The organism is Nonomuraea maheshkhaliensis (genome assembly GCF_039529435.1).
Taxonomy (GTDB): Bacteria; Actinomycetota; Actinomycetes; order Streptosporangiales; family Streptosporangiaceae; genus Nonomuraea; species Nonomuraea maheshkhaliensis.
Map to the genome: position 1 here is coordinate 16,667 of NZ_BAAAMU010000014.1, position 26,414 is coordinate 43,080.

At 70.9% G+C, this 26,414-nt stretch carries 25 protein-coding genes; 11 read left to right on the forward strand and 14 right to left on the reverse strand.

The window, feature by feature from the left end; genetic code table 11:
• Positions 1-147 precede the first annotated feature (147 nt).
• Positions 148-1,449 (forward strand): FAD-dependent oxidoreductase, encoded by a 1,302-nt coding sequence (locus ABFX54_RS12045; RefSeq protein ID WP_346104169.1) that lies wholly within the window; start codon positions 148-150, stop codon positions 1,447-1,449.
• On the forward strand, positions 1,433-2,575 hold the full coding sequence (locus tag ABFX54_RS12050) for a DUF6986 family protein (protein WP_346104171.1): 1,143 nt from the start codon (positions 1,433-1,435) through the stop codon (positions 2,573-2,575). The genes ABFX54_RS12045 and ABFX54_RS12050 overlap by 17 nt, the downstream gene beginning before the upstream one ends.
• A gap of 67 nt (positions 2,576-2,642) precedes the next feature.
• On the opposite strand, the gene ABFX54_RS12055 is transcribed toward ABFX54_RS12050, so the two are convergent.
• The gene (locus tag ABFX54_RS12055) at positions 2,643-3,323 is read right to left on the reverse strand and encodes a copper homeostasis protein CutC (protein ID WP_346104173.1); all 681 of its coding nucleotides are present in this window, start codon (positions 3,321-3,323) and stop codon (positions 2,643-2,645) included.
• A gap of 312 nt (positions 3,324-3,635) precedes the next feature.
• On the opposite strand from ABFX54_RS12055, the gene ABFX54_RS12060 reads away from it, so the two are divergent.
• Positions 3,636-6,026, forward strand: coding sequence for a DUF4132 domain-containing protein (locus tag ABFX54_RS12060; RefSeq protein ID WP_346104175.1), 2,391 nt, complete (start codon positions 3,636-3,638; stop codon positions 6,024-6,026).
• Positions 6,027-6,211: 185 nt separating this feature from the next.
• Here ABFX54_RS12060 and ABFX54_RS12065 read toward each other — a convergent pair whose 3' ends face one another.
• The 5 genes from ABFX54_RS12065 to ABFX54_RS12085 all read right to left on the reverse strand — a co-directional run bounded on the left by ABFX54_RS12065 (position 6,212) and on the right by ABFX54_RS12085 (position 11,804).
• Complete coding sequence (locus ABFX54_RS12065; protein WP_346104177.1) at positions 6,212-6,427, reverse strand: hypothetical protein; 216 nt, start codon at positions 6,425-6,427, stop codon at positions 6,212-6,214.
• A 185-nt stretch (positions 6,428-6,612) separates the two neighbouring features.
• Positions 6,613-7,827: a S8 family peptidase gene (locus ABFX54_RS12070; RefSeq protein WP_346104179.1), complete on the reverse strand. Its 1,215-nt coding sequence runs from the start codon at positions 7,825-7,827 to the stop codon at positions 6,613-6,615.
• A 137-nt stretch (positions 7,828-7,964) separates the two neighbouring features.
• Positions 7,965-10,118 carry an NACHT domain-containing protein gene (locus ABFX54_RS12075; RefSeq protein WP_346104181.1) on the reverse strand — a complete coding sequence of 718 codons (2,154 nt, stop codon included), beginning with the start codon at positions 10,116-10,118 and terminating at the stop codon, positions 7,965-7,967.
• Positions 10,119-10,216: 98 nt separating this feature from the next.
• Entirely contained in the window at positions 10,217-11,680 is a 1,464-nt protein-coding gene (locus ABFX54_RS12080) for a YcaO-like family protein (protein WP_346104182.1), read from the reverse strand.
• Positions 11,667-11,804 carry a hypothetical protein gene (locus tag ABFX54_RS12085; RefSeq protein ID WP_346104183.1) on the reverse strand — a complete coding sequence of 46 codons (138 nt, stop codon included), beginning with the start codon at positions 11,802-11,804 and terminating at the stop codon, positions 11,667-11,669. Before ABFX54_RS12085 ends, ABFX54_RS12080 begins: the two co-directional genes overlap by 14 nt.
• A gap of 222 nt (positions 11,805-12,026) precedes the next feature.
• On the opposite strand from ABFX54_RS12085, the gene ABFX54_RS12090 reads away from it, so the two are divergent.
• Positions 12,027-13,790, forward strand: a complete 1,764-nt coding sequence (locus ABFX54_RS12090; RefSeq protein ID WP_346104185.1) for a trypsin-like serine peptidase — start codon at positions 12,027-12,029, stop codon at positions 13,788-13,790.
• 30 nt (positions 13,791-13,820) lie between these two features.
• Complete coding sequence (locus ABFX54_RS12095) at positions 13,821-14,375, forward strand: hypothetical protein (protein WP_346104187.1); 555 nt, start codon at positions 13,821-13,823, stop codon at positions 14,373-14,375.
• A gap of 365 nt (positions 14,376-14,740) precedes the next feature.
• Here the strand turns inward: ABFX54_RS12095 and ABFX54_RS12100 are convergent, their stop codons facing one another.
• The 4 genes from ABFX54_RS12100 to ABFX54_RS12115 form a co-directional block, all read right to left on the reverse strand.
• The gene (locus ABFX54_RS12100) at positions 14,741-15,277 is read right to left on the reverse strand and encodes a GNAT family N-acetyltransferase (RefSeq protein WP_346104189.1); all 537 of its coding nucleotides are present in this window, start codon (positions 15,275-15,277) and stop codon (positions 14,741-14,743) included.
• Between the two features lie 268 nt (positions 15,278-15,545).
• Entirely contained in the window at positions 15,546-16,283 is a 738-nt protein-coding gene (locus ABFX54_RS12105; RefSeq protein ID WP_106235132.1) for a GntR family transcriptional regulator, read from the reverse strand.
• 914 nt (positions 16,284-17,197) lie between these two features.
• Positions 17,198-17,635, reverse strand: coding sequence for a Zn-ribbon domain-containing OB-fold protein (locus ABFX54_RS12110; protein ID WP_346104191.1), 438 nt, complete (start codon positions 17,633-17,635; stop codon positions 17,198-17,200).
• On the reverse strand, positions 17,635-18,804 hold the full coding sequence (locus tag ABFX54_RS12115; protein ID WP_346104193.1) for a thiolase C-terminal domain-containing protein: 1,170 nt from the start codon (positions 18,802-18,804) through the stop codon (positions 17,635-17,637). The genes ABFX54_RS12110 and ABFX54_RS12115 overlap by 1 nt, the downstream gene beginning before the upstream one ends.
• Positions 18,805-19,033: 229 nt before the next feature.
• Between ABFX54_RS12115 and ABFX54_RS12120 the strand changes: the two genes are divergently transcribed.
• The 5 genes from ABFX54_RS12120 (at position 19,034) to ABFX54_RS12140 (ending at position 23,678) form a co-directional block, all read left to right on the forward strand.
• On the forward strand, positions 19,034-19,567 hold the full coding sequence (locus ABFX54_RS12120; protein WP_346104365.1) for a flavin reductase family protein: 534 nt from the start codon (positions 19,034-19,036) through the stop codon (positions 19,565-19,567).
• Entirely contained in the window at positions 19,554-20,678 is a 1,125-nt protein-coding gene (locus tag ABFX54_RS12125) for an acyl-CoA dehydrogenase family protein (protein WP_346104195.1), read from the forward strand. Before ABFX54_RS12120 ends, ABFX54_RS12125 begins: the two co-directional genes overlap by 14 nt.
• Before the next feature lie 12 nt (positions 20,679-20,690).
• On the forward strand, positions 20,691-21,494 hold the full coding sequence (locus ABFX54_RS12130; protein ID WP_346104197.1) for an SDR family oxidoreductase: 804 nt from the start codon (positions 20,691-20,693) through the stop codon (positions 21,492-21,494).
• 93 nt (positions 21,495-21,587) lie between these two features.
• On the forward strand, positions 21,588-22,883 hold the full coding sequence (locus ABFX54_RS12135) for a DUF2252 domain-containing protein (protein ID WP_346104199.1): 1,296 nt from the start codon (positions 21,588-21,590) through the stop codon (positions 22,881-22,883).
• A 48-nt stretch (positions 22,884-22,931) separates the two neighbouring features.
• Complete coding sequence (locus ABFX54_RS12140) at positions 22,932-23,678, forward strand: SDR family oxidoreductase (RefSeq protein WP_346104201.1); 747 nt, start codon at positions 22,932-22,934, stop codon at positions 23,676-23,678.
• On the opposite strand, the gene ABFX54_RS12145 is transcribed toward ABFX54_RS12140, so the two are convergent.
• From ABFX54_RS12145 to ABFX54_RS12155, 3 genes are all read right to left on the reverse strand, one after another.
• Positions 23,679-24,452, reverse strand: a complete 774-nt coding sequence (locus ABFX54_RS12145) for an ATP-grasp domain-containing protein (protein WP_346104203.1) — start codon at positions 24,450-24,452, stop codon at positions 23,679-23,681. It abuts the gene before it with no gap.
• A 143-nt stretch (positions 24,453-24,595) separates the two neighbouring features.
• A complete protein-coding gene (locus tag ABFX54_RS12150; protein WP_346104205.1) occupies positions 24,596-24,835 on the reverse strand; it encodes a hypothetical protein in 240 nt (79 codons plus the stop codon).
• 60 nt (positions 24,836-24,895) lie between these two features.
• Entirely contained in the window at positions 24,896-25,183 is a 288-nt protein-coding gene (locus ABFX54_RS12155; protein WP_346104207.1) for a hypothetical protein, read from the reverse strand.
• A 215-nt stretch (positions 25,184-25,398) separates the two neighbouring features.
• On the opposite strand from ABFX54_RS12155, the gene ABFX54_RS12160 reads away from it, so the two are divergent.
• Positions 25,399-26,055 (forward strand): NIPSNAP family protein, encoded by a 657-nt coding sequence (locus ABFX54_RS12160; protein WP_346104209.1) that lies wholly within the window; start codon positions 25,399-25,401, stop codon positions 26,053-26,055.
• A 73-nt stretch (positions 26,056-26,128) separates the two neighbouring features.
• On the opposite strand, the gene ABFX54_RS12165 is transcribed toward ABFX54_RS12160, so the two are convergent.
• On the reverse strand, positions 26,129-26,414 hold a 286-nt coding region (locus tag ABFX54_RS12165; RefSeq protein WP_346104211.1), incomplete at its 5' end, for an SDR family oxidoreductase.

Sequence of the window (26,414 nt, forward strand, 5' to 3'; positions counted from 1 at the left end):
TACGTTGGCAAGAGCCCCGATCATGCGGTAATCGCCGGACACGGGTTCATCCGTACCGGCGACCGGGGATACATCGATCACACTGGCCGGTTGTATCTGGTGGGACGCACGTCCCGTGGTGCACGATCACCGGCATAGGGAGGCGACGTGGCGTTGCGCGTGGCGGTCATCGGGTCGGGCCCAGCAGGCATCTACACGGCCGAGGCGCTGGTCAAGCAGTCGGCGGAACCGGTCGAGGTGGACGTCCTGGAGCGGCTGCCGACTCCGTACGGGCTGGTCAGATACGGCGTGGCGCCCGACCACACCTCGATCAAGTCGATCGCCAACTACCTGCGCAGGGTGCTGGAGCTGCCCCAGGTGCGCTTCCTCGGCGGCGTCACGCTCGGCGCGCACCTGTCGGTGGACGACCTGCTCGGCGCCTACGACGCGGTGGTCTACTGCACGGGCGCGATGGTCGACAGGAAGCTCGGCATCCCCGGCGAGGATCTTCCGGGCAGCGTGGCGGCGACCGACTTCGTCAACTGGTACTGCGGCCATCCCGACGTCGATCCCGGCCGGTTCACGCTCGACACCTCCGAGGTCGCGGTGATCGGGGTCGGCAACGTGGCGGTGGACGTCGTACGCGTGCTGGCCAAGACCTCGGAGGAGCTGCGCGCCACGGACGTGCCCCACGAGGTGCTCGAACGCCTGGAGGCGAGCCAGGTCAAGGCCATCCACATGATCGGCCGGCGCGGCCCCGAGCACGCCAAGTTCACCCTGAAGGAGCTGCGTGAGCTGGGCGAGCTGGCCAACGCCGACGTCTGCGTGCGCCCCGAGGAGGCCGTCGTCCTGGGCGCGGACTTCCCGCGCCAGGTGCAGGGCAACATCAAGATCCTCCAGGAGTGGGCCGGCCGCGAGCCCGTGGGCCGGCCGCGCCGGCTCGACGTGCGCTTCTGGATGCGCCCGGTCGAGATCCTCGGCGCCGACCGGGTCGAGGGCATCAAGCTGGAGCGCACCCGGCTGTCGGAGGAGGGGCGCGTGATCGGGACCGGCGTGTACGAGACGCTGCCGGTCGGCATGGTGCTGCGCTCGGTCGGTTACCAGAGCGTGCCGCTGCCCGGGGTGCCGTTCTCCGAGGCGACCATGACCGTCCCGAACCAGGCCGGGCGCGTACGCGAACGCGAATACGTGGCAGGCTGGCTGAAACGAGGGCCCACCGGGGTGATCGGCACGAACAAGTCCGACGCGGCCGAGACGGTCCGCACGCTCCTGGCCGACTCCGCGGGCGAGGCCCGGGCCGAGGGGCCCGGCATCGACGCGGTGCTGGCCGAGCGGGGGGTGCGGCCGGTGACGTACGAGGAATGGCTGGCGATCGAGGCCGCCGAGGCCGAGCTCGCCCTGTCGCTCAACCGGGGCGAGCGCGTCAAGCTCGTCGGTCTGGAGGCCATGCTCCGTGCCTGCCGTCCCTGAGGGTTTCGCCGGGACCTACCGGCTGCAGCAGGCCCGATACCCCATGACCGCGCCCGGCTGGCAGCCGGTGCACACCGTCTACGTGCCCGCCGACCGGTTCTCCGCGCGTACCGTCCAGGAGTGGGGTGATCACGCGCTCGCCCTGGTCAAGGCGCACCTGTCCGGGCCCGACGAGCTGACCGAGGTGTTCGGCGTGCCGGGCGCGCTGGGCGCCGCCGTGCACGAGCGGGTGCTGCGCAAGCTGTCCACCGAGCCGGTCGAGGACCTGCGCGTCGACTTCGAGGACGGCTACGGCGTGCGTCCGGGCGCCGTCGAGGACGAGCACGCGGAGCGGGCCGCCGAGGCCGTCGCCTCGATGTACGCGGCCGGGACGCTGCCGCGGCGCTGGGGTCCCCGGGTGAAGTCGTTCGCCGACGGCGATCCCGAACGGTCGGTGCGCACGTTGCGTACGCTGCTGGCCGGGGTGATCACGCGAGCGGGAGAGTTGCCCGGCGGCTTCACCGTGACCTTCCCCAAGGTGCTCATGGAGGCTTATCTCGGGCAGTTCGCGGCCGTGCTGGCGGCGCTGGAGGCCGAGTTCGGGGTGCGGCTGCGGTTCGAGATGCAGGTGGAGGCGCCGCAGACGCTGCCGTTCCTGCGCGGGGACCTGAACGAGTCACTGGGCGGGCGGCTGGCGGCGGCGCACTTCGGCGTCTTCGACTACACCGCCGCGATCGGGCTGCCGCCGCACGAGCAGCGGCTCGACCATCCGGCCTGCGACCACGCGCGGCACGTGATGCAGACGGCGTTCGCGGAGACGGGGGTGGAGCTGTCGGACGGGTCGCTGGCGGCCTCGCCCGCCTCCGAGCTGACGAGCGACGTGCACGCCCTGTGGCGGCGGCACGCCGAGCTCGTCAGGCATTCCCTGCGGTACGGGTTCTACCAGGGCTGGGACATGCACCCGTCGCATCTGGTGAGCCGCTTCGCCACCGTCTACGCCTTCCATCTGGCCAGGTACGACGCCTACCAGGAGCGGGTGCGGGCCTGGGAGGAGCGGCGCTCGGCCGGGGGCGGCGTGATGGACGAGCCCGCCACGATCCGCACGCTGAGTGCCGCGCTGCGCCGCGCGGACGCGGCACTCCCCTGAGCCCCGCTCCTTCGGGCGTGGCGGCCCTGGTCCGGTCGCGCGCTCACTCCGGCCGACCGGCCCGGGTTCAGTCGCGTTCGACCAGGGCCCGCCACTGGCGTACCAGGCGCCAGTCGACGGGGTCCGACCAGCTGCCTCGCACCGCCGTGCCGACGTGGAAGGCGCGGATGCCGTAGTCGAGCAGGGCCGGCACGTGGACCGGCTTCAGGCCGCCACCGGCCAGCACGATGGAGGCGTCACCGGCGTCGGCGCGCGTCTTCAGCATCCGCAGGCCGTCCCCCACGCCGCTGGGCGAGCCCGAGGTGAGCACGGTGGCCAGGTTCGGCAGCAGCCGAACCGCCCGCCAGGCGGCCTGGACGTCGGCGGCGTGGTCCACGGCGCGGTGGAACGTCCACGGCAGCGGGGAGACGGCGTGGATGAGCGCCTCGGTGGCGGCCAGGTCGACGGCGCCCCCTCCGTCGAGGAACCCGAACACGAACCCCGCCGCACCCGCCTGCGCCAATGCCTTGGCGTCGCGGCTGAGCCTGGCCAGCACGTCGGGGTCGGCGGCGAAGCCGGCGTCGCAGCGGAGCATCACCATCTGGGGCAGGGGGCATTCCGCGGCGATCGCGGCAACCGTCTCCGGGGAGGGGGACAACCCGTCGGCCGCCATGTCGGCGACGACCTCCAGCCGGTCGGCTCCGCCCTGTTCGGCGGCCACGGCGTCGCGCACGTTGAGCGCGATCACCTCGAGCAGGGATCCGGTCATGGAGGAGAGGTTATAGGGTACTTTGCGCCTTTGTGTCAGAAAGTGCCGCCTGACCTCGGATGGAGCGCGGACGGGCCTTGCTGGTAGGGGAATCGGAACGCGTACGGAAGCCGTTACGGAACGCACGGGACCGGCTCACGTGAGGAGGCGGGCGGCCCCTGACGCAGAGGACCGCTGACGCAGGGGGCTCCTGACGCAGGTGACCGCTGACGCGGAGAGCGTGCGGGAATCCTCGGTTCTTGACGTTCCGGCGGGCCGGAGGTTCCGGCCTCGCTTCGCTTTTGTCGGTGGCGTCCGGCAACCTGCTGTTCCATGACCGCGTCCCTCACGCTCTCCCCCGAGGCCCACCGGGTGCTGCTCCACCTGACCGGGCAGGACCCCGCCTACCCCGATCCGTGGCCCGACGGCTCCCGGCTGACCGCTCGCGATCTGGGCCACCTGCTGCCTCTCGCCTACCGGACGCCGGGCAAGGGGAGCGCGGCCTTCTCGATGCGCTGCCTCGTGGAGGACGAGGTGCGGCAGCGGCAGCCGGAGTTCACCCCCGAGTCCTGCCTGGCGCTGTACGAAGCGCTGGTGGCCGGTCTGGAGAGGCGCAAGTGGGCCGATCTGTGCCTGGCGGCGGGCGCGTTGCTCCGGTGTCCCGACGGTGTGCCGGCGGCCGAGCTGGCCGGGCCGGCCCGGGTTCTGACCGAGTTCATGATCGCCGCACAGCGGCTGGAGGCGCCCTGGGCGCTGCTGGCCGTGGCGGCGGTGGCGGGAATGGGAGAGGTGACGATCTTGGCGGACGAGCCGCCGGCGTCGCTCGCGGCGGCCGAGCGCGACCTGGTGATGAGCTTCGATCCGGCAGGCCGGGCGCTGCTGTCCGAGACCGGCCCCGGCTCGTACGGGTCGCCGCCCGAGTCGCCCGACGCGTGGGAACGGCTGGCGGAGTTGCCCTCCTACCTGGACTTCGCCCGCACCGCTCTGGAGAGCGCCACGGAGAGGCTGGCCGCGATCCACGCCGGCGAGCTGCCTTACCACGCCGACAAGGCGTTCACCCGGGCCGAGGTGGCGACGCTCGGCCGGGTCACGCGGCTGGCGCTGCTGCGCGACGAGCCGTGGCTGCCCGACTTGCTCGGCAGGCTGCTTTCCCTGGTCGCGGTCGCCCCCACGCAGGCGAAGACGTCGCCGTCGCAGGCGCTGCTCTTCGAGATCGCCAGGGCCGCCGAGCGGTTCCCGACCCCCGAGGTGATCACGGCGCTGCGCGCGGCCCGGGCGGCGACCCGGCACGCGGGGGTGATCAAGCAGCTCGACCGCATGATCAAGCGGGCCGAGCCGGGGCTGGCCGACCGCGTCGAGGTCGCCCTGCGCATGCCGTCCCTGGGGTTCGGGCCCGGCGGGCGGATGGAGGTGGCTCTGGGCACGCACCAGGCGGTGATCGCGCCGGGCGAGAGCGGCGAGTTCGCGCTGACCTGGCGGCAGGGCGAGCGGCCGGTCAAGAGCCTTCCCGCGGCGGTGCGCAAGGAGCACCCGGATGAGGTCAAGCGGCTGCGCGAGCTGGTCAAGCAGGTCAACCGGCAGGTGAGCACCATGACCAGGGCGCTGGAGGCCGGGTTCGCGGCGGAGAGCACGCTGCCGTACGCGACATGGCTGGCGCAGGTGGCCCGGCATCCCGTCGCCGAGCCGGTGGCGGCACGGCTGATCTGGGAGATCGAGCACGCCCCCGGCGAGTGGCGGGCCACGCTGGGCGCGCCGGAGGAGCCCGGCGTGCCTGAGGACGCGCAGGTGCGGTTGTGGCACCCGGCTCGCGCGACGACGGACGAGGTGTTCCGCTGGCGCGAGCGGATCACCGATGAACGGGTCAGGCAGCCGTTCAAGCAGGCCTTCCGCGAGGTCTACCTGCTGACCCCGGCGGAGGAGGGCGCGACCCGCTCCGAGCGCTTCGCCGGTCACGTCGTCGACTACCGCCGCCTCTACGCCCTGCTCAAGACCCGCTCCTGGCAGACCCCGATGCTCGGCCCGTGGGACGGCGGCGACGAGGGCGAGGCCACGCGCGAGCTCGGCACACGGGCCGGCGGCGGCGCCGTTGCACCCGGCCCACAGACCTGCGGCGCCAGGCGGGCGGCGGGTGATCGGTGGCGGGTGGCCTTGCACCACGAGTACCTGCATGACGAGCCGGGCGAATACGCCCTCACCGGTCGGATCCGCTTCGACCGGCACGACGGCGGCGGCTGGCGGGAGGCGCCGCCGGCGGAGGTGCCGCCTCTGGTGTTCAGCGAGGCCATGCGCGACGTGGACCTGTTCGTGGCGGTGACCTCGATCGCCACCGATCCCGAGTGGGCCGACCGGGGGCAGGGCCGCCATCTCGACTACTGGCGCGAGACCTCCTTCGGCTCTCTCGCGGCCTCGGGCGAGGTGCGCCGCGACGCGCTGGCCCGCATCCTGCCGCGCCTGGCCGTGGCCGATCGCTGCACGCTCGACGGGCGGTTCCTGGTCGTCCGCGGCGATCTGCGTACGTACAAGATCCATCTGGGCAGCGGCAACGTCCTCATGGATCCGGGCGACGTCTACCTGTGCGTCGTGCCCGAGCGGAAGACCGACGCGCGGCTGTTCCTGCCGTTCGAGGACGACAGCCGCTTGGCGCTCATCCTCAGCAAGGCGCTGCTGCTGGCCAGGGACACCGAGATCACCGACGAGAGCATCCTCGGACAGATCAAGGGCTGACCGCCCGGCCCACGATGCGGGGAGGGCCGGCGCCCCGGACGGGACACCGGCCCTCGGCACGCCGAGCGCGCTCACATGGCCGCTCACATGGTCGCTGCCACGTGCGCGGACGCACGGTGGGCGAACCGGCGTCCGCCCACCGTTCTCACATGAAGCCCACCGTTCTCACATGAAGCCCACTGTGCTCACATGAAGTAGTAGACGTCCACGGAGCCGTCGCTCCGGGTGGAGAAGGCGGCCTCACCCGCGCCTTGCGGCGGTGTCTTGTTGACCCACTCGGCCGCCTTGGCCGCGTTGGGAACGGTCTTGGTGTGCCAGATCTTGGTGGCCGCCTCGACCCCCGCTGCTCGCTTGGCGCTGGACGCCGCCTCGCGCTTGTCGACGTCAACCGCTTGACTCATGCTTGTTACACCTCCGGAGAAGACCTGCACGGCCTTCGTTGAGAAAAGGAATTCCGGCCGTTCGCCGGCCGGAGCCGGTGCGGTCGGCGACCGCACCGTTCCACCGCCCCCGTCGCGGAAGCCCGCGGAACGGTCGTGCCTGACGTGGCGCGACCGCTGCCGCATGGCACCGGCGGAGAGCAGGTCTACGGGGAGCGCACCAGGCCGACGCCCCGGTCGGCGATGTCCACGCCGGAGGCCAGCGGGCTGACGGCGGCGTTGGCGAGGAGGCGGGCCAGCACCGTCGACGACGTGGCCGGCAGCGGTGACTTCATCACTTCCTCCCACCACAGCGCCGCCACGCCCGCGACGTGCGGCGTCGCCATGCTGGTGCCGCTCAGCGAGCGCAGGCCGCCGCCGACCCGGGCGGAGACCACGCCGACGCCGGGCGCGCTGATCTGCGGGAAGGTGTTGGAGAAGGGCGCGACGACCAGGCCGTTGCCGGTGGGCGACTGCGCCAGCGCGCCCACCGCGATGACGCCCTCGGCGGCGGCGGGCAGCGACACGGCGATCTCGAAGTCAGGCCCGGTCTGGCGCTCGCTCTCGTTCCCCGCCGCGGCGACGACGAGAGTGCCGGAGCTCACGGCCTCGCGGGCGGCGACCATCCGCATGAGCGCGTCGAAGAGCCGCAGGTTGGCCCGGTACGCCTCCAGCGCCAGCGACGTGGCGAACTTGGGCTGCCGTCCGAGGTCGACCAGGCGCTGCACCATGCCGGGGAAGTCGAACCCCAGCGACATGGAGATCACCTGCGCGCCCTGGCGCAGTGCCCACTCCATCCCGCGCAGCAGCCCTTCGGTGTCACCGCTCCCGTCGTCGGCGAGCACCTTGCCGATCACGGCCCGGGTCACGCCGGGCGCGACGCCGATCCTGGTGCCGGCCACGGCCCGGCCGAAGATCGTGCCGGCGCAGTGGGTGCCGTGTCCCTGCTTGTCGCCGACGCCGGAGCCGCTGAAGTCCTCCTGGATGAGGGTGACGCCGGTGAACGCGGGATGGTTGCCGTCGATGCCGGTGTCGAGGACGGCCACGATCACGTCCGCGCCCGTCCGGGTCGAGACGTCGGCGCCCACCGCCTTGACGCCCCAGGTGGCCGCGGCAGCCGCCGCCTCGGCCGTGGCACGTTCGTCGGCGCCGTTCTCGAACGGCTGGATGAGCATGGTCGGCATGACCGGCGCCACCGCCCGCACCTCCGGATCGCGGGAGATGTCGCGCAGCTCGTGCTTGGCCAGTTCGAGCACCTCGACGTGCGGCTCGCCGCCGGCGAGGACGCGAGCGGGCTCCGGCCCCGGCTGCCGCGCCGACTCGAAAGGACTCGCCGTGCTCACGCCGCTCATGTCGCGCAGCACGCTGTATCTTTCACCCACCGAAATTTCTCCCCCTCGCACCCGTCCCTTTCCGGACGGGGGCCGGACGTGCCCGGCTCCACTCGGATCAGTTCCCAGCACCGGTTCGGCTCGCGCTCAAGGCACGCCCGGAATACCGCCAAAGGCACGCACAGGACTCACAAGTGAGGCGCGGGCTCGAACGGCTGGTCCGCGCGCTTCTCCTGGAGTCCACGGGTGAGGTGCTGCTGCAGCTCGATGTGCCGGAACTGGTAGTACGGGCCTTCCGTACGCAGCAGGCCGAGGCGGTGGGCGTCGTCCAGGAAGTCCATCGCCCGCATGGGCAGACTGCCCTTGGCGGCCAGGCGCGGCACCGTCAGGTTGTAGGCCAGCCAGGCGTGGTGACGGCCCACGACAAGCCCGAAGAGCAGGCCGAGCACCAGCCCGCCGACGATCGCCACGCTTGTGGGGAGCTGGGCCTCCCGGGCGATGACCGCGGCCATGAGGCCGACCACGAGGCCGCCGAACATCCGGATGACGGTCAGGGTCCGGTCCGCCCGCCAGGTCGAGCGGGGTGACCGCGCGGTCGCGGTGACGGTCGGATACTCGACCCAGCGGATCAGGCTGAGGGCGATGACGAAGCCGACGCTCGCCAGCCCGATGTTGAGCGCGGAAGCCCAGGCGCGGTCGATCCTGTGGTGACCGAGTGACCAGCCCAGGATCCAGCCCAGGATCGCCCCGACAAGGACTATGATCAGCCCGGCCATGACCACGCGGGCCAGTTCGGCGAGCCGGCCGCGCCACCGGAGTTCGGCGTGACCGGGGTCCTCGGTGAACCAGGACCCGGTCATGACGATGACCACGAACGCCGCCAGCAGCCCGGCCCCAACGCCTGCGAGCAGCATCCCCTTGGCCAGCAGAAAGAAGACCACCCCGGTCACAACGCCGATGCCGACGCCACACCAGATGCGCACCGTGCGGTTGGGCATGCGGCCCGCCAGGTGCCACCAGGCCATGTCACGGGTGTCGTCCTGGTTCACGGCGAGCTGCCGGCACACGTATGTGAGCCAGCGGCCGACCTGCTCCGGGGTCCACACGTGCCGGGGCCTGAAGGGCTGCGCCGGGCCGTCCGCGGGCGTCCTGGTGCTCACCAGGGCCGGGATGAGCTGGTCGCAGAGGTGGTCCTGCAGTTCGGCCGCGCTGCCGTGCGCGTACCGCAGCAGCGGCGACGGATCCACGCGCGGGGCGATATAGGTCGCGCGGACCAGCCACAGGCCCAGTGAGGTCGAGGTGACCTCCGCCATGGCGGGGGCCGCGCCCGTGCGCAATGCCTCGATGACCGCAGGCCAGGCGGGATGCGACACCGGAGGAAGGCACGCCTGCAGATAGTCGGCGGCCACGCCGGGCCCCATGGGCTGCGGCTCGATGACCGCGGCCGCCGTCAGAACGTCGCCGATCGCCTCGACCGACTCGGCGAACTGCTCCGTCCGGCAAGTGAGCATGAGCTGATCGTTCCCGCACATCGACCGGTTGAGCGCGGTCAGCAGATCCGCGCGGGCGTGGTCGGGCAGCTCGTCCAGGCCGTCGATGACGGGCAGGATCTCTCCCCTCGCCACCAGCGTCTCCGGGATGTCGGTGCCGAGTTCTTCCGCACGCAGCGCGGGATAGTCCAGGGCCAGGCTCGCGGCCAGCCAGCCCTGCAGCCGGGGATGCTCGCGGTCGTCCCAGCGCGCTGCCGACAGCAGCACCGGGACGGGCTCGTCCGGCTCACGGGTGCGCAGGAGTTCCAGCACGAGCTGCACCGCCAGCGTCGTCTTGCCGGTGCCTGGGCCGCCGAGGATGACCAGCCGCCTGCAGCGCAGGGCGCGGAAGTTACGCGCCATGTCCTCGATGTGCACGTTCAGGCCGGAGAAGGCGACGGTATCGCCTGCGATGATCTCGGGCCTGTCGGAGAGTTCGGGACGCTCGGTCGAACGCCAGGCCAGCGGCATCGGCTCGGGGTCGGCCAGCGAGCGCAGGGCGGTCTCGTCCCGCCACTGCTGCGCCACCAGACCCGCGAGCACGTCCTTCGCGGTGCTGATCTGGGCCGAAGTCGGGGCGGGCAAGGGTGCACCGCTGCGCCGCCACAACGACACGAGCTGCATCACTTGGATGCAAAGGCCGACCAAGGCACCCCCGGAGGCGATGGTCTGGGTGGTCGAAAACACCCCTCCCAGAGTTCCCGGCTGATCCTTGAGCCGCCAAGCGATCAAATATGTGGCCACGGCCACGACCACGGCCACGATCGACACCTTGCCCAGGCGATTCTGCTGCCGCCAATATCGAGCAGTCATAAATTCAGTATGCGCATCTTCCGCCCGAAAATCAGTGCCGGGAAATACCCGCACGAGGTTCATTATCGGAAAACCGTACGACGACTTCCCAACATCCGTCAAAGACGTGGCAGAGATACGTTCTCGGGGGCAGAAAGCGCGGCCGCTCTGCCGCGGCGGCCGGGAATGACGAGGTTTCCGTCGGTCACCAGCATGAAACGCTCCAGGCCAGGAACGAACACGTGCACGACGGTGACGCCGGAAGCAAGGGCGTGCACCGTCCGGCCATAAGCGGTGAGACCCCGCGCCGCCAGCACCGCGACAACCGTCCGTAGCTGATCCCCAGGCGCCCCATCCGCCGTCACGTCGCCCCGGAAGGGCACGACGTGTGCGTCGCGCAGGGCCTGGGCGAGGTCGAACCGGGCGCACGCGTACAGCTCGGGATGCGCCGCCGGCGCGGCCGGGTCACGGTGAGTGTCGGCCGGGAGCCGTTCGCCGAGTGTGGTCTGCACGAGCTCGGTGAGGGCGCGCCAGGCGGCGTGGGACGGGCTCAGCGAGGTGCCGGTGCCGCGCCGGTGCGGGTGGCGGGAGGTGGGCAGCGTGTACGCCAGCATGGTCGGCACGCCGAGGTCGCTGGTGATGTCCAGCAGGTACACCGGGGATCCGGTCAGCTCCCGGGCCACCGCGTACGCCCGTGCGGGCTTGTCGGGCAGCGTCTCCGGATCGATCAGCCGGGGGCGAAACCCGGGCCCGCCCAGGAAGACCCGTACCAGGAGCAGGGAGAGCGCGTCCCGCTCGATCGTCTCGTTGAGCGCGTGCAGCAACGCCTCGGCCACCGTGACGCCGATGGCAGAGCCGCTGTTGCAGCTGTAGCGCATGAGGTCGGCGTAGTCGCAACGGTCGCCCACCAGCTCCCGCAGCGACGCGGCTCCTGCCTCGACGTACCAGGGAGCAGACAGAAAGAGCGGCACCAACACCCCGCCGCCACCGAGGCCATTGAGACCGGCCCTGTCGAGGCCGGCACCGTTCATGTCGCCGCCACCGAGGATGCCGCCACTCCGACCGACCCCGCTGAGGCCGGCCCTGGGATCGCTGCCGCTGAGACCACCACCGCTGAGACCGCCACCGCTGAGGACGTCCCTGCCGAGCTTTGGCCCGCCGATGGCCCGGTAGCGAGCGCAAGCCATCCGATGGCCGCCCATGGGGGCCAGCAGGGCCCCGCAGACGTCATCCCGCAGCGGCCCGGCGGCGACGTCGGCCGGGGCGGCCAGTGCCACAGCTTCGGGGGCGAATCCCGCCGAGCCGGTCAGGTAGTGCTCGACGGCCTCGAAGAGGGCGCCTGCGCGGGCCTCGTCCCGGCCGCCCTTGCCCATCCCGCAGGCCAGCGGCGCCGCGTCCGCCTCACCCCGCAGGCCGCACCACCAGGCGGACGGGTCATGGCCGGGACCCGCGTCCACGAGCTGCGCGCGCAGGCCGAGCGCGGACAGCGTGGTCGTCACCCGCCGGACGGCGACGGGCAGCGGCACCTCGCGCTCGGCCGGGCAGCGCGGCGGCGGATGACCACCCCCGCTACTGCCCGTCATCCCGGGCCGGCAGCTCGTCCAACAGTTGGAGCTCCACCTGGGTGAGCTGCTGGGTCTGCCGGTCCAGCGATTCCACGGTTACGAAGTCGACCTTGTTCCCCATGGGACCGCCCCCCTTTCTCATGTCGTTTGATTGTAGTCCCGCCTCCGTCCGGCAAAGAGGAAAGGCATCTTGATGACAAGTTTAATGAGTTCACTTAACTCGTGACCGTCGAGGTCGACAGGAAGTGCGCGCCGAAATGTCGGTCAACGTGCGGCCAATTACCGTACACCCGCCTGGACGCCGCACCGCCCCGAGCCACATCGTCGAAAGTGACACGGCTTTTACGTGAGGTGGCGGACTGCCATGGATATAGCAGCAGAAGTCCGTGAGAACCGGGCGGGCCACAGCAAGGCCGCCGCGAAGCGGTATCGCTGGAGCGGCAGCGACCGCGCGGCCACCTCCCACCGGCAGCAGCAGGGGGAGGCGTTCCCCGACACGCCGGAGATGCTCGCCGCACGCACCGCCCGCCTCGTCCAGCGCAACGGGCTCCCGGTGGAGGCGGCGCTGGAGGCGACCAGGACCGAGGCCCTCGACCGGCCCATGATGTACGAGCGCATCCTGGGCGTGGCCAAGGACCTCCAGGCGTGGAGTTTCCTGCCCCGGGGTGTGCGGGCCGCGCGGACGGTCGCCCGGATCTCGGTCCGTGAGAACGGCCGCGAGATTCCCATCGGCACCGGCTTCCTGGTCTCCCCCAGGCTGCTGCTCACCAATCACCACGTGTTCCCCGACGCCGGCGTGGCCCGCTCGGCGATCGTGGAGTTCGACGCGCAGGTCACCGTGGACAACACGCCTGAGGTGTCCCGGCGCTTCGTCCTTGACCCCGACGCCTTCTTCGTCGCCGACCAGGCCCTCGATTTCGCGCTCGCCCCGGTCGTCCCGGACGCCACCGGCCGGCCGGTCGGGGAGACGTTCGGCTGGAACAGGCTCAGCGTCCAGACCGGCAAACTGGTCATCGGGGAGCCGGTGAACATCATCGGCCATCCCAGCGGCAGGCTGAAGGAGATCTCCATCCGGGAGAACCGGCTGGAGGCGCGGCTGGACGACTTCCTGCAGTACCAGACCGACACCGAGCCGGGCAGTTCCGGCTCTCCCGTCTTCAACGACCAGTGGGAGGTGACGGCCCTCCACCACAGCGGCGTGCCCAGGACGGACGACCGCGGCCGGATCCTGCGGCGCGACGGGCAGGTCTGGCGGGAGGGCGACGGCGACGACGCCGTCGACTGGGTCTCCAACGAGGGTGTGCGGGTCAGCGTCATCCTCAAGCATCTGGCCGCGCTGCCGCTCGACGATGAACGGCTGGCGTACCTGTCCGAAATGGGCCCGGAGTCCGGACTCCAGAACCTCGCCACGACACAAACCACCGCCACCGCCCCGCCCTCGGCAGACGGGCGATCCGCTCCACCTTCAGCGGACGGGCTATCCGCCGCACCTTCGGCAGACGGGGAAACGATCCCTCCCGTGCCGGACGCGCAAGCAGTCCCTCCTGCGATGGACGGGCAAACGGTCCCGCCGTCGGAAGACGCGCGACCGGCCACGCCGCCACAGGACACGCGGCCGGTCTCGCCACCGCAGGACACGCGATCGGAGCCACCGTCGCAGGACATGCGCACCGTGCCGCCTGCGTCGGATCCGCGATCGATGCCGCCGTCGGAGGCGTGGCGGTCGGTCGTGCCGTCGCAGGGCGGGCCGCCCGTCGAGGCCGGTGTACGTGCCGCGCCCCTCCGGACCCGCACCGGCCTGCCCGCCGCGCCGGGCGCGTTCGGTGGGGCGAAGCACCTGGTGTTCCTGCACGGTCGCAACCACGAGAAATGCGTTCCCGAAGAGGTGCGCCGCAACTGGGCCGCCGGGCTGAACTGCGGGCTCACCCGGGCCGGCCTGCCCACCATCGTGCCCGCCGACGCCTGGTTCCCGTTCTACGGGCGGCGGCTCGTCGACGCCATGCGGCCGCTGGAGGCGCTGCGGCGTTCGCCGAGGCTGGCCGTCGGCGATCCCGTCGAGGCGGCGGCGCCGGCGGCCGGTTCCACGCGGCGGCTGTACGAGCGGCTGATCGTCGAGGCGGCGGCCTGAGCCGGCCTGCCCCCGGCTCGGGCCCCGGGCGTGGAGGGGCTGCGTGACGCCGTCCATGACGGGCTGAGCTGGCTCGCCGACACCACCGACCTGGACCGCCTGGCCATCGCCGCCATCTTCGGAGACGTGGCCGCCTACCTCGACGACCAGCGGGTGCGGGACACGGTTCTGGACTGCGTGCTCCAGGAGCTGCCGCGATCAGGCCGCATGGTGCTGGTCAGCCACAGCCTGGGCACGGTGGTCGCGATGGACCTGCTCACCCGGCTCGACCCGGCGGTGGAGGTGGAACTGCTGGTGACGGCGGGCAGCCCGCTCGGCCTGGACGGCGTGTACGAGCGGCTGATCAGCGGCGGGCCGTACCGCCCTGACCGGGTGGCCCGCTGGTTGAACGCCTGGTGCCCGATCGACCCGGTCACCATCGGCTGCCCGCTGGGCGACCGCTGGCAGGACGGGCCCGACGAGGTCCCCGTCGTCAACGCCACCGGCCGGGCTCATGACATCGACGAGTACCTCGCCCACGCCGAGGTGGCCCAGGAGATCGGCATCTCACTGTGCTCCCCGGCCTGGACGGCTCCGCACGCCTGAGCAAGCCGGCTCAAACCGCAGTCCGACTCAGGTGGCAGGCTCGCCCAGGCCGCAGGTCGGCTCGGACCACAGGCCACCCCGCGGGATCAGGCCAGGACGGAGCCGCGCGGGGCCGGGGGTCGAAACCGGGGTCCCGGGAGATCGGGGTCGGTCGCGACCGGAGGGACGGGAGCCGGTCGTGACCCGAGGGACGAGGTCGGTGGAGGACTGAGGACGGGGTCGGTGGAGGACTGAGGACGGGGTCGGTGGAGGACTGAGGACGGGGTCGACCGCGAGCCCAGGAATGAGGGCGGTCGCGACCCGAGGAATGGGGCCGGCCGGGGCCCGGTCCCGAGGGGTGGGGCCGGGCCGCGAGCCGGGGCGGGTCAGGCGCTGATCAGTTCGGCGATGGTCAGATCACGGAAGACCGTGATCGGCACGTCCTGCGACGAGCGCTGGAACAGCGCCCCCGAGGACCGGTGTGGCAGGTCCACCGTGCGGACGTGGCGGAAGCCGCGCCTGCGGTAGTAGTTCTGCAGCCCGGGGTTGTTCTTGGCGCAGTCGAGGCGCAGCCACGGCAGGCCGGCCCCGTACGCCGAGGCGCCCGCCCAGTCGAGCAGGGCGTCCCCGAGGCCGGAGCCCGACCAGGGGCGGGCGACGGCCAGTTTGTGGACGTAGAGCGCGGCCCCCGGGTCGTCTCCCGGCCGCCAGAACTCGGGGTCGGCGTGCTCGTCGAGGGCGATGGTGGCCACCGGCGGGGCGGATTCGTCGGGATCGAGGTATCTGAGCTCGTCGTCCAGCAGGAACAGCACCCGCTCCTCGATGAGCGGCTCGATCCTTTCCGGACCGAACCCCCCACGGGGCCACTGCCGCAGTCCCTGCCGCCAGAGCCACTCGGAGGTGTCGGCGAGGAGGGTGAGCACGCCGGGAAGGTCCGCGGGTTCCGCTCGGCGGAGGGAGAGAGGGTGAAGCAGGGTGTGTGTGTGCATAGTGAATCCTTCACTGCGTTGGGTGTCCGCCCCAGCGCACAGCGTGATGACACAACGGTGCGTTAGGGCGAAATAGGGCCTTATCCCGATATATATGGATAAATGGCGATTTAGGGGAGTATGCACGACTCCCCTAGGCCAGCGAGGCGGCTATTTCTCGCTGCGCCCGGCCGGCGGGATCACCCCTTCACCCACGAGCTCGTCAGCGGCGATCGAGCTCGTATCTGATCAGATGTTTGTCGGCTGGCAACACCGACACGGCGACACGCACAGGCATGTCCGCCCCGTCGTAACCCACTCGGACATAGACCATCACTGGCGTGCCGAGCTCAAGCTGGAGGCGCTCGGCCTCCTCTTGGTTGGGCATGCGGGCCCAGATGTCGTCGACGACGCGCACCTGCGCATGACCCAACTCTTCCAGTACCCGGTTCGCCCCTCGCGCGATGTCTCCGGGCCTGGCGATCTCGGAATCGGCGACCATGTCACGGGGAAAGTAGGAATCGTTGGTGTTGTACGGCTGCCCGTCCACGAACCGCAGACGGCGTCTCACCACGGCCAACTCCCCGTCGGCCAACTCCAGCCTGCTGGCGATCTCCTCTACCGGAGACACCGTCAGGACCTCGATGTACTGGCTTGGCGCGCGGCCTTCCTGCGCGACGGCATAGGCGAAGGCCTCCCGCAGTTCCCCACTGGGTTGTGGCTCCAGCTCCCGCTGCGGATAGATCAGCAGCGGTCTGCGGTCTCTGACCACTGTTCCACGCCGTGGCGTGCGAGTGACGAGTCCCTCATTGACCAGCTCCCCAAGGGCCAGCCTCACAGTGTTCCTGCTCACGCCATGGTCTTCCATGAGCTGAGCCTCGGTCGGCAGCTGCGACCCGGGGCCGAGGACACCCGAGTAGATGGCTCGTCGCAGTTCCGAAGCCACCTGCTGATACAGCACCGACCTTGCCACTTTCACCCCTTTTGTTCCAACAATTTAGACGATCTGGTTCTAGCAGGCCACAACCCCTTGACCAAACCCGGTCTACCGGCCCATCATCCATTCGTTGGTACAAATCCATCTAAAGGCCGGTGAGGGGGTGAAGGCCAGTGTCGCCGGTCCGCACGGGTACGCCATACCTGCCCTGGCATGACCCTCGCGAAGCAACTCGTTTACTGCGTTACGCGTTGCGCCGCCAGGTGATCACCCACACCTGCCAGTGCAGTGGCACATCCGCGCCATCGCCATCGGTGCTGACTGAGCTGACCGCGTGCTGCGAAGACGGATCCTTTGTCGGAGACAAGGAGGGTGGCGCCACCGTCACGCAACACATCGATGACCCGGTCGGTGCAGCTCGAAGCATCGCCGCACGTTGCCGACGACAGGGACCTTCACGTTCCCCCATCGACTCCGTGTGCGGCTCAACGGTCTAGGACTCCATCCCTCGCCGGAGTCCTGAGCCGTCGCACACGGGGAAGGAAGCGCGTCCTGGCGGGTCCCCCACGCCCGCCAGGACGCGTTCTCCTCGACAGGGATCCGCACGAACCGCCGCCTCCATCTCCCGATGGGGGCTTTTCCGTGTCAGGGGGCGCACGGGCCGCCCCGCTCCGGAACCCGGGGCGGCTGGCCCGGGTTCCGGAGCGGGGAGACCGGGTGTCACGACGGCAGGCGGGCAGGATCGTCTCACGTGACCTCGTGGCCACGTCCGTCACCCAGCACGCACGAATCACATCTGCCGCCAAGTCCAGGCCGTCCGCATCGACGACGCCTACAGCCACATCATCAACCCTTGAGGCCGAACGCGGGGGCACCTTTCGTGATGGTGGGACTGGTGGGATTTACCGGTACCAATGCAATTTGCCGCGCAAGGTCAACTAGTGGGAGGGCTTGCGCTCCGGTGGATGAACATGCACGCTCCCGGCATCGGCCGGCGCCCAGTCGAGCAGCGTCACATCCCCTGTGACCTCGGTGAACGCCCCCACGACCCGCTCCCCGTGCTCCGGCGGACGCGTCGATCGCCAATTTCCGTACACCAGACAGCCGGAAACCGCCTCCAGCCGGACCATTACCACTAGGTATGGATCGAGCCGTCCCGGCACGAACGGCTGGTGGCTGACGATCCAGCTCTCCACCGTTCCCACGGGGTCGACCTCCCGCCAGCGACACCCTTCCGTACGGCAGACCGGGCAGAAGGCGCGCGGCGGGAAGCGCGGCGTGCCGCAGGAGGCACATTCCTGTACCGCGAACTCCTTCCTGGCGATCCGCTCCCACCACGGGCGGGAGTCCCGGTCGGGCTCGGGACGGTAGGCCATCACGCCCTCCTCAGGATCAGGGCGGAGGTGGCGGGCAGGATGTAGCCGGGCTGGGACGTCGAGAGCGCCACCTCCGCGCCCGGCACCTGCCGGTCCCCGGCGTCCCCCCGGAGCTGGGAGACCGCCTCTGCGACGTGGTTGAGCCCGTGGACGTACCCCTCGGACAGGAAACCGCCGTGCGTGTTGACCGGGAGCCGGCCGTCCAGGGCGGTCGCGCCCGACTCCACGTACGGCCCGCCCTCGCCCTTGGCGCAGAACCCGTAGTCCTCAAGCTGGACGATCACCGAGTAGGTGAAGCAGTCGTACAGTTCGGCCACGTCCACCTCCTCGGGGCCGATCCCCGCCTGCGCGTACAGGCGGGGGGCCAGGGCGGCGGCCGCGGTGACCGTGGGGTCAGTGCCGGCGAGCGAGAGGTGCGAGGTGCCGCCGCCCCAGGCCGCGCCCGAGATGAGGACGGGCGGGCGGCGCAGCGAGCGGGCGCGTTCGGCCGTGGTGACGACCACGGCGCAGGCCCCGTCGGTCTCCAGGCAGCAGTCCAGCAGCCGGAACGGCTCGGCGATCCACCGGCTGGCCAGGTAGTCGTCGAGGGTGATGGGCGTGCGCATGAGAGCGCGCGGGTTCTTGGCGGCGTTGGCGCGCTGGGTGACGGCCAGGCGGCCGAAGTGTTCGGCCCTGGTGCCGTAGCGGAGCATGTGGGCGCGGGCGTACATGGCGAACTGCTGGGGCGGGGCCACGTAACCGTACGGGGCCTGGAACTGCACCTCAGGGCTCACCGGGACACCCCTGCCGGTGCCGCCCATGCGGAACTCCGAGCGGGCGTTGATGGCCCGGTAGCAGACGACGGTCTCGGCCAGGCCCGCGGCCACCGCCAGCGCGGCCTGGCCGACGACGGCGTGGGAGACGCTGCCCCCGCCGAACTGGTCCAGGTTCCAGGCCAGGTCGCTCAGTCCCAGGGCGGGGCCGACGAGGGTGGGCGGGGCCGAATCGCCGACGCGGTGCGTGGCCAGGCCGTCCACGTCGTCCGCGGTCAGACCGGCATCCTCCAGGGCGGCCAGCACGGCCCGGCAGGCCAGGGTCAGCGTGCTGACGCCGGAGTCCTTGGTGAAGGGCGTGTAGCCGACTCCCGCGACGGCCGTGACATTCCTGAATTCAAGCAAGCGCTTGGGCACATACGTCACGTTATGCACCCGTTTTCGCCCCTGTCAACGCAGGTGAGCCACTGCGACTTGACACCTTTCGCCGCTTCCCCCTAGCGTCCAAGCAAGCGCTTGGTAAGATAAGCGCAGTCGGCGTACGAGGAGGCGGACCATGAGCACACACGCTGCCCGGCTCATCGCGCCGGACGGCTGCCGCGGCCTTCCGACGCCCCACCAGCGCAGGACTCGCAACGGAGCCGCCATGCCGACGGGCCCATCCCAGCACAGCCCGAACGGCCACCTCGACAGCCGCCGTTTCCGGCAGGTGCTGGGCAGGTTCGCGACCGGCGTGGTGGCGATCACGGCCGTCGACCCGCTGAGCGGCCGGCCGTGCGGCCTGGCCGCCAACTCCTTCACCTCGGTCTCGCTGGACCCGCCCCTGGTGGCCTTCTGCGTCGCGCACACCAGCACGAGCTGGCCCAAGGTACGCACCGCCAAGGTCGTCACGGTCAACGTGCTGGCAGAGACCCAGCAGGACGTGTGCGCGCAGATGGCGAGCAAGGGCGGCGACAAGTTCGCCGGCCTCGACTGGACCGGCTCCCCCGGCGGCAACCCGGTGCTCGACGGCGCGCTCGCCTGGCTCGACTGCGTGGTCGAGGCCGAGCACGTGGCGGGCGACCACATGATCGTGGTGGCCCGGGTGCACCAGCTCGACACGCTCGCCGAGGGCGGGCCGCTGCTGTTCTTCCGCGGCGGGTACGGATCGTTCAACGGCGGGTTCCTTGAGCCTTCGTGAGCGGGCCAGGGCCTGGCTGGAGGAGAGCCTGCGCGGCGAGTTCGCCGGCGCCAGAGGGCTCGGCGGCCCCGGGCGCGAGCACGAGGGCTTCGAGCTGCGGAAGGCGTGGGAGCGCCATCTCGGCCGGCACGGCTGGACCTGCCTGGGCTGGCCCGAGAGGTACGGCGGCCGCGCCGCCTCCCTCGCCGACCAGGTCGCCTTCCACGAGGAGTACGCCAGAGCCGGTGCCCCCGCCCGGGTGGGCCTCATCGGCGAGGGGCTGGTCGGCCCGACCATCCTGGAGTTCGGCACCGACGAGCAGAAGGAGCGCTTCCTGCCGCCGATCCGGCGCGGCGAGGAGCTGTGGTGTCAGGGCTACTCCGAGCCGGAGGCCGGCTCCGACCTGGCCAATGTCCAGACGCGGGCCTGGCTCGAAGCGGGCGAATGGGTGATCACCGGCCAGAAGGTGTGGACGTCGCTGGCGCACGTGGCCGACTGGTGCTTCGTCCTGTGCCGTACGGAGGAGGGCTCCCGGCGTCATCACGGGCTGTCGTACCTGCTGGTGCCCATGAACGGCCCCGGCGTCGAGGTGCGCCCGATCGTGCAGCTGACCGGCACCTCCGAGTTCAACGAGGTCTTCTTCGACGGCGCGCGCACGGCGGCGGGCAACATCCTCGGGGCGCCGGGCGACGGCTGGCGGGTGGCCATGGCCACGCTCGGCCACGAGCGCGGGGCCTCCACGCTGGGCCAGCAGCTCGGGTTCGCGCGGGAGCTGGACGCGGTGATCGCCACGGCCAGGCGCACGGGCGCCGCCGCCGACCCCGTGCTGCGCGACCGGCTCGTACGCGCCTGGCTGGAGCTGCGGATCATGCGGCTCAACGCGCTCAGGACGCTGGGCCCCGACCCGGGACCCGAGGTGTCGATCGCCAAGCTGTACTGGTCGGAGTGGCACCGCAGGCTGGGCGATCTGGCCCAGGCCGTCCAGGGCCGGGCGGGGCTCGCCTGCGGCGCCGACGGGCTGAACGAGTTGCAGCGGCTCTACCTGTTCAGCCGCGCCGACACCATTTATGCCGGTTCCAGCGAGATCCAGCGCAACATCATCGCCGAGCGCACCCTGGGACTCCCCCGCTGATCGGAGCCGCCGATGTCACTGCCCCAGCCGACGCCCCAGCCCATGCCACCGGCCCAGCCGAAGGCGCACGGCCTGCTGGACGGCAAGGTCACGCTCGTCACGGCCGCCGCGGGCGCCGGCATCGGCTACGCCACGGCCAGGCGCTGCGCCGAGGAGGGCGCCACGATCGTCGTCTCCGACCGGCACGAGCGCCGCCTGTCGGCCGCCGCCGACGCGCTGACCGAGCTGACGGGGGTCAAGCCGCTGGCCGTCCCCTGCGACGTGACCTCGGAGGCGCAGGTGCTGGCGCTGTTCGACGCGGTCGTGGAGGCGCACGGGCGGCTGGACGTGGTGGTCAACAACGCCGGGCTCGGCGGGACCGCGCCGCTGGCCGAGATGACCGACGAGCAGTGGCACGCGGTCATCGACGTCACGCTGCACGGCACCATGCGCTGCACCAGGGCGGCTCTGCGGCAGATGATCGCCCAGGGCTCCGGGGTCATCGTCAACAACGCCTCCGTGATCGGCTGGCGGGCCCAGCGGGGTCAGGCGCACTACGCCGCGGCCAAGGCCGGGGTGATGGCACTGACCAGGTGTGCCGCGATGGAGGCGGCCGAGCACGGGGTGCGGGTCAACGCCGTGGCGCCGTCGCTGGCGGTGCATCCGTTCCTGGCGAAGGTGACCAGTGAGGAGCTGCTGGCGGAGCTGGCGGCCAAGGAGGCGTTCGGGCGGTCGGCGGAGCCGTGGGAGGTGGCGAACGTGATCGTCTTCCTGGCGAGCGACTACTCCTCGTACATGACGGGCGAGGTCGTCTCGGTCTCCTCGCAGCATCCGTGAACCGGCAGGAATCATCCCTGACCGGCGCGGATCGTCCCTGTCAGGGAAAGACCAGGGTGGTCCTACGGGCGATCCGGATCTAGTGTCCGGACCATGGGCACACGCTCTTCGTTCCTGCTCGATGTCCTCATGACGGAGTTCGGCGAGTCGATCAAGCGAGACCCCGCCGCGTTCAGGCGGAAGTTCAGGAAGATGGCGGCCTCCCCCTTCGCGTTCTACCGGGGCAGCGCCTGCCTGTTCTACGCGGACATGACCGGATCCTTCGCCGACGAGTCCTACCTCGACGGGCCGACCAGCCGGGTGTGGATCCACGGCGACCTGCACGCGGAGAACTTCGGCACCTACATGAACGCCTCCGGCGTCCTCGTCTTCAACGTCAACGACTTCGACGAGGCGTACGTGGGCCCCTACGTCTGGGACCTCAAGCGGTTCGCGGCCAGCCTGGCCCTGCTCGGGTACGCCAAGGCGCTGTCCGACGACTCGATCAGCGTGCTGGTGACCGACTTCGCCGGGGCGTACCTGGTCGAGCTGGGCGCCATCGCGGCCGGTGGCGACGACGCGATCGGCTCGCTCACGCTCGACACCACCACCGGCGTGCTGCACCGGGTGCTGCAGCGGGCCCGGCTGAGCACCAGGGTGGCACTGCTCGACGTCGAGACCGTGATCGACGACTACGACCGGCGCTTCGCGCTCATGGAGGGGCGCGAGCCGGTGGACGAGGCGACGCGGCTGGCGGTGCTGGCGGCCTTCGACGACTACCTGGCCACACTGCCGGCGCCGCTCGCGCCGCACGAGCAGACGATCAAGGACGTGGCGCTGCGCAAGGGCGTGGGCATCGGGTCGGCGGGGCTGCCGTCGTACAACCTGCTGCTCGAAGGGCGCTCGCAAGCGCTGGAGAACGACGTGATCCTCTACATGAAGCAGGCGGCGGCCCCCGCGGTGGCGCGCTACATCTCCGACGAGAAGGTCACCTCCTACTTCCTGCACCAAGGGCACCGCACGGCCGAGTCGCAGCGGGCGCTGCAGGCCTACGCCGATCCGTGGCTGGGTTACACCTCGCTCGGCGGGGTGGGGCAGCTGGTGGCGGAGGTGTCCCCGTACTCGGCCGACCTCGACTGGGACGACGTCAACGAGCCGGCGGAGCTGCGCTCGATCGTGCAGGACCTGGGGCGGGCGGTGGCCCGCATGCACTCGGTCGCCGACGACGAGTCCAGCCACGACCTGGTGGACTTCTCGACGGAGGAGGCGATCGTGGCGGTGATCGGCGAGGACAGGTCCGGATTCGTCGCCATGCTGGTGGACTTCGCCCATTGGTACGGGGCGCGGGCCAGGGACGATCATCAGCGGTTCGTCGACCTGTTCCGCAACGGCCGCCTGCCCGGAGTGTGAGCTTCCGACCCTGACAGCCGACCGGTCGGTATGGCATGCTCCCAGAACATGACTCTGTTCTCAGTGGAAGGCAAGAACGTCGTCGTCACCGGCGGTTCGCGCGGCATCGGGCGGATGATCGCCGCCGGGTTCGTCGAGGCGGGCGCGACCGTGCACATCTCCGCCCGCAAGACGGCCGAGGTGGAGAAGACGGCCGCCGAGCTCGGCTGCTCCGCCGTGCCGGCCGACCTGTCCACGCCCGAGGGGCTGGACCGGCTGGTGTCGGCGGTGGACGGGCCGCTGCACGTGCTGGTGAACAACGCGGGGGCGACCTGGGGCGCGCCGCTGGAGGAATATCCGGAGAGCGCCTTCGACAAGCTGTGGAACATCAACGTCAAGGGGGTGTTCCAGCTGACCCAGCGGTTCCTGCCGCAGTTGCGCCAGGCCGCCGGCGCCGACGACCCGGCCCGGGTGATCAACGTCGGCTCGATCGACGGGCTCAGGGTGCCGGCCTTGGAGAGCTACGCCTACTCCGCGACGAAGTCGGCCGTCCACATGCTCACCCGCCACCTGGCCAAGCGGCTGGCCGGTGAGCACATCACGGTCAACGCCATCGCGCCGGGGCCGTTCGAGTCGAAGATGATGGCGTTCGCGCTCGACGACCCCGCCACCCGCGCGAGCATCGCCGCGAGCGTCCCGCTGGGGCGCATCGGGCGGCCTGAGGACATGGCGGGCGCGGCCATCTACCTGGCCTCGCGGGCGGGGGCGTACCTCACCGGCGCGGTCATCCCGGTGGACGGCGGGATCTCCTGCTGATCAGAGCAGCTCGCGCAGCGCCCTCGCGAAGCTCGCCGCCGCCGACGGCTCGTAGTGCAGGTGGAGGGAGGGCTCGGTCAGCTCCAGCTCGATGACGGCGGGCGCGCCGCCGGGGAGCCGGACCAGATCGACCCTGGCATAGAGAAGGACATGGGGTACGGCGGTGAGCACCTTCTCGGCAAGGTCGACCTGGTCCGGAGCCGGAGTGCGGAGCCGGGCCCGCGCGATGTCGCCGGGGCCCGCCCCGCGGGCGAGCATGGGCCTGCGGCGGACGGCGTGACTGAAGCGGCCGTTGAAGAACAGCAGCGAGGTCTCGCCCTCCGACTCCACCATGTCGAGGTACGGCTGCACCATCGGCGCGCGCCCCGCGGCCTCCAGCGCCACGGCCAGCGCCTCGGCCTCGGCGCGGTCGGTGGTCCTGACGGTGTCGCGGGCCCCGCCGGAGACGGTCGGCTTGACGACGTATTCCGGCCAGTCGGGCAGCCCCCGCGACGACCAGTGCGTGGGCACGATCGGCACACCCAGCTCGCGCAGGTAGGTCTTGTCGGTGTTCGACTCCAGCACCGCGTACGGGTTCAGCAGCCGCGTGACGGACTCCACGCCGCGCGCCCACGCCAGGAACTCCTCCCGCCGCAGGATGTAGTCCCAGACGGAACGGACGACGACGGCGTCGTACGCGCTCCAGTCGACCGCCGGGTCGTCCCAGCGCTCGGCGCGCCCGTCGATCCCGGCCTCCTTCCAGGCGGTCAGGACCAGGTCGAGCTCGTCGTCCACATGAAAGTTCTCAAACGTGGCATAGGCACAAAGAGTCACGCAAAGATGCTATTACGGTGCAAGCCGGGCCTTTTCCGGCCCGGCCCGCCCCTACCCCGCACGAGCGCGCCGCGTTCCGGCAGGTCCGCGGCGCGGGAGCCGGACTAGTCGACCACGTCGTCGACGACCACGTCGCTGCCGTTGGTGCCCGTCACGGCGTTGCCGTTGACGTTGTTGATCGCGGTGGCGCCGAGGCCGTTCGCGTTGGAGTTGACGACGTTGCCGAAGTTGTTGCCCGACTGCGAGGAGCCGCGGTTGGAGCTGGTGTTGCCGGCGTTCGTGTCGGCCTGGGCGGGGGCGGACAGCAGGGTCACGCCGGCCGCGGCGGCGATGAGACCGGTCACGCAGAGCTTCTTCATCATGGTGCTTGCCCTTTCGTAGTGCTGTTTCGGGACGTCAGCGGGTCAGTGGAAGATGTACGTCACCGTGATGCCGCCGTAGGTGGCGGTCGGCGCGATGCCGTTGACGTTGTTGACGTTGGTCGAGTGTCCTGAGCCGTGGTTGCCGGCCAGGACGTCCCCGAAGTTGTTTCCCGACTGGGACGAATCGCTGTTGCCGCTCCGGTTCGCGGACCAGTTGGCGCCGGTCCACGGGCTGATCCAGTCGTCGTCAGCGTGAGCGGGGACTGCCAGTAGTGTGCCGCCGGCGACCGCTGCCAGCACGGCCGCGGCGGCGCACACCCTTCTGATCACTTCTGCTCCTTCGCCAGTTGGGGAAGAGCTCGGAGACGGCGCTCGCAGGGCCCTGAGCGCACACCGCCCCCTTGACCTTCCTTGGACCTCAGGGGATCAAGGTCAGTGCGAGCATATAGCGTTGCGTGGTCGATTAGTAGCTGTGAGTGATCAGAATATTGTTCGAAGCTTACGCTGACACGGGATGTCAGTGACCTGGCTCTAACGTCCGGCGCATGATCTACGAACTACGGCGCTACCAGATGCGCCCCGGGCGGCGGGACGTCCTCATCGAGCTGTTCGAGCGGGAGTTCATCGAGACGCAGGAGGCCACCGGCATGCGGGTCGCCGGATCCTTCCGCGAGGACGGCGAGCCGGACACGTTCCCCTGGTTGCGGGCCTTTCCCGACATGGAGTCGCGGCGGGCGGCGCTGACCGCTTTCTACGGCGGCCCCGTCTGGCTGGCCAACCGCGATGCGGCCAACGCCACGATGATCGACTCCGACGACGTGCTGCTCCTGCGCCCCGTCGGACCGGAGCCGTCCTTCGGTGAACGGCCTCCAGTCGGGACGAAGGACCTACCTTCGTCACTCTACGTAGCCACGATCCATCACGTGGCCGGGGATGGCTTCGCCGCCCTCTTCGCTCGGGAGGCCGTTCCGGCACTGGCCGAGGCGGGTGTGCGGCCGGTGGCCTGCCTGGAAAGCGAGCATGCGGAGAACACCTTTCCACGACTGCCCGTCAGGACGGGGGTGAACGTGTTCGTGTGGTTCGCCCGCTTCGAGACTCCGGAGGAGGAGCGGGAGGTGGAACTGCCGATGCTGAAGCCGTACCTGACCGCGCCCACGGAGCGGCTGCGCCTGCGCCCCACCGCCCGCTCGTCCCTGCGCTGACACCCCACCGCCTGACGTCCGTGCGCCGATCCCGCGCGACCCCTGCCGCCCCGGCTCCTGTGCTGGTCGCCGGTCAGTCCGAGACGAGGTGGCGCCAGGCGGGGATCTCGCCGCCGCCGTCCACCCGCACCTCCGCGCCGGTCACGTAGCCGGGGGCGGCCAGCCACAGGCAGGCCTGGGCCACGTCGGCCGGTGTGGCCATCCTGCCGGCCGGGATGGCCCGGCCGTCGAGATCCGCCCGGCCGCCGTAGTGGTCCGCCGCACCATGGGCTCCGGCGTCCTGGGCGTCGGCGTCCCGGGTGTTGGCGTCCCGGGTGTTGGCGTCCCGGGTGTTGGCGTCCCGGGTGTTGGCGTCCCGG

What these genes read in the sequence shown, in the direction of transcription:
- ABFX54_RS12090 (WP_346104185.1), top strand. Translation starts at nt 12,027, where the DNA reads ATGGATATAGCAGCAGAAGTCCGTGAGAACCGGGCGGGCCACAGCAAG.
- ABFX54_RS12160 (WP_346104209.1), top strand. Translation starts at nt 25,399, where the DNA reads ATGATCTACGAACTACGGCGCTACCAGATGCGCCCCGGGCGGCGGGAC.
- ABFX54_RS12080 (WP_346104182.1), bottom strand. Translation starts at nt 11,680, where the DNA reads ATGACGGGCAGTAGCGGGGGTGGTCATCCGCCGCCGCGCTGCCCGGCC.
- ABFX54_RS12110 (WP_346104191.1), bottom strand. Translation starts at nt 17,635, where the DNA reads ATGGCCTACCGTCCCGAGCCCGACCGGGACTCCCGCCCGTGGTGGGAG.
- ABFX54_RS12130 (WP_346104197.1), top strand. Translation starts at nt 20,691, where the DNA reads ATGTCACTGCCCCAGCCGACGCCCCAGCCCATGCCACCGGCCCAGCCG.
- ABFX54_RS12075 (WP_346104181.1), bottom strand. Translation starts at nt 10,118, where the DNA reads ATGACTGCTCGATATTGGCGGCAGCAGAATCGCCTGGGCAAGGTGTCG.
- ABFX54_RS12140 (WP_346104201.1), top strand. Translation starts at nt 22,932, where the DNA reads ATGACTCTGTTCTCAGTGGAAGGCAAGAACGTCGTCGTCACCGGCGGT.
- ABFX54_RS12085 (WP_346104183.1), bottom strand. Translation starts at nt 11,804, where the DNA reads ATGAGAAAGGGGGGCGGTCCCATGGGGAACAAGGTCGACTTCGTAACC.
- ABFX54_RS12060 (WP_346104175.1), top strand. Translation starts at nt 3,636, where the DNA reads ATGACCGCGTCCCTCACGCTCTCCCCCGAGGCCCACCGGGTGCTGCTC.
- ABFX54_RS12135 (WP_346104199.1), top strand. Translation starts at nt 21,588, where the DNA reads ATGGGCACACGCTCTTCGTTCCTGCTCGATGTCCTCATGACGGAGTTC.
- ABFX54_RS12055 (WP_346104173.1), bottom strand. Translation starts at nt 3,323, where the DNA reads ATGACCGGATCCCTGCTCGAGGTGATCGCGCTCAACGTGCGCGACGCC.
- ABFX54_RS12065 (WP_346104177.1), bottom strand. Translation starts at nt 6,427, where the DNA reads ATGAGTCAAGCGGTTGACGTCGACAAGCGCGAGGCGGCGTCCAGCGCC.
- ABFX54_RS12120 (WP_346104365.1), top strand. Translation starts at nt 19,034, where the DNA reads ATGCCGACGGGCCCATCCCAGCACAGCCCGAACGGCCACCTCGACAGC.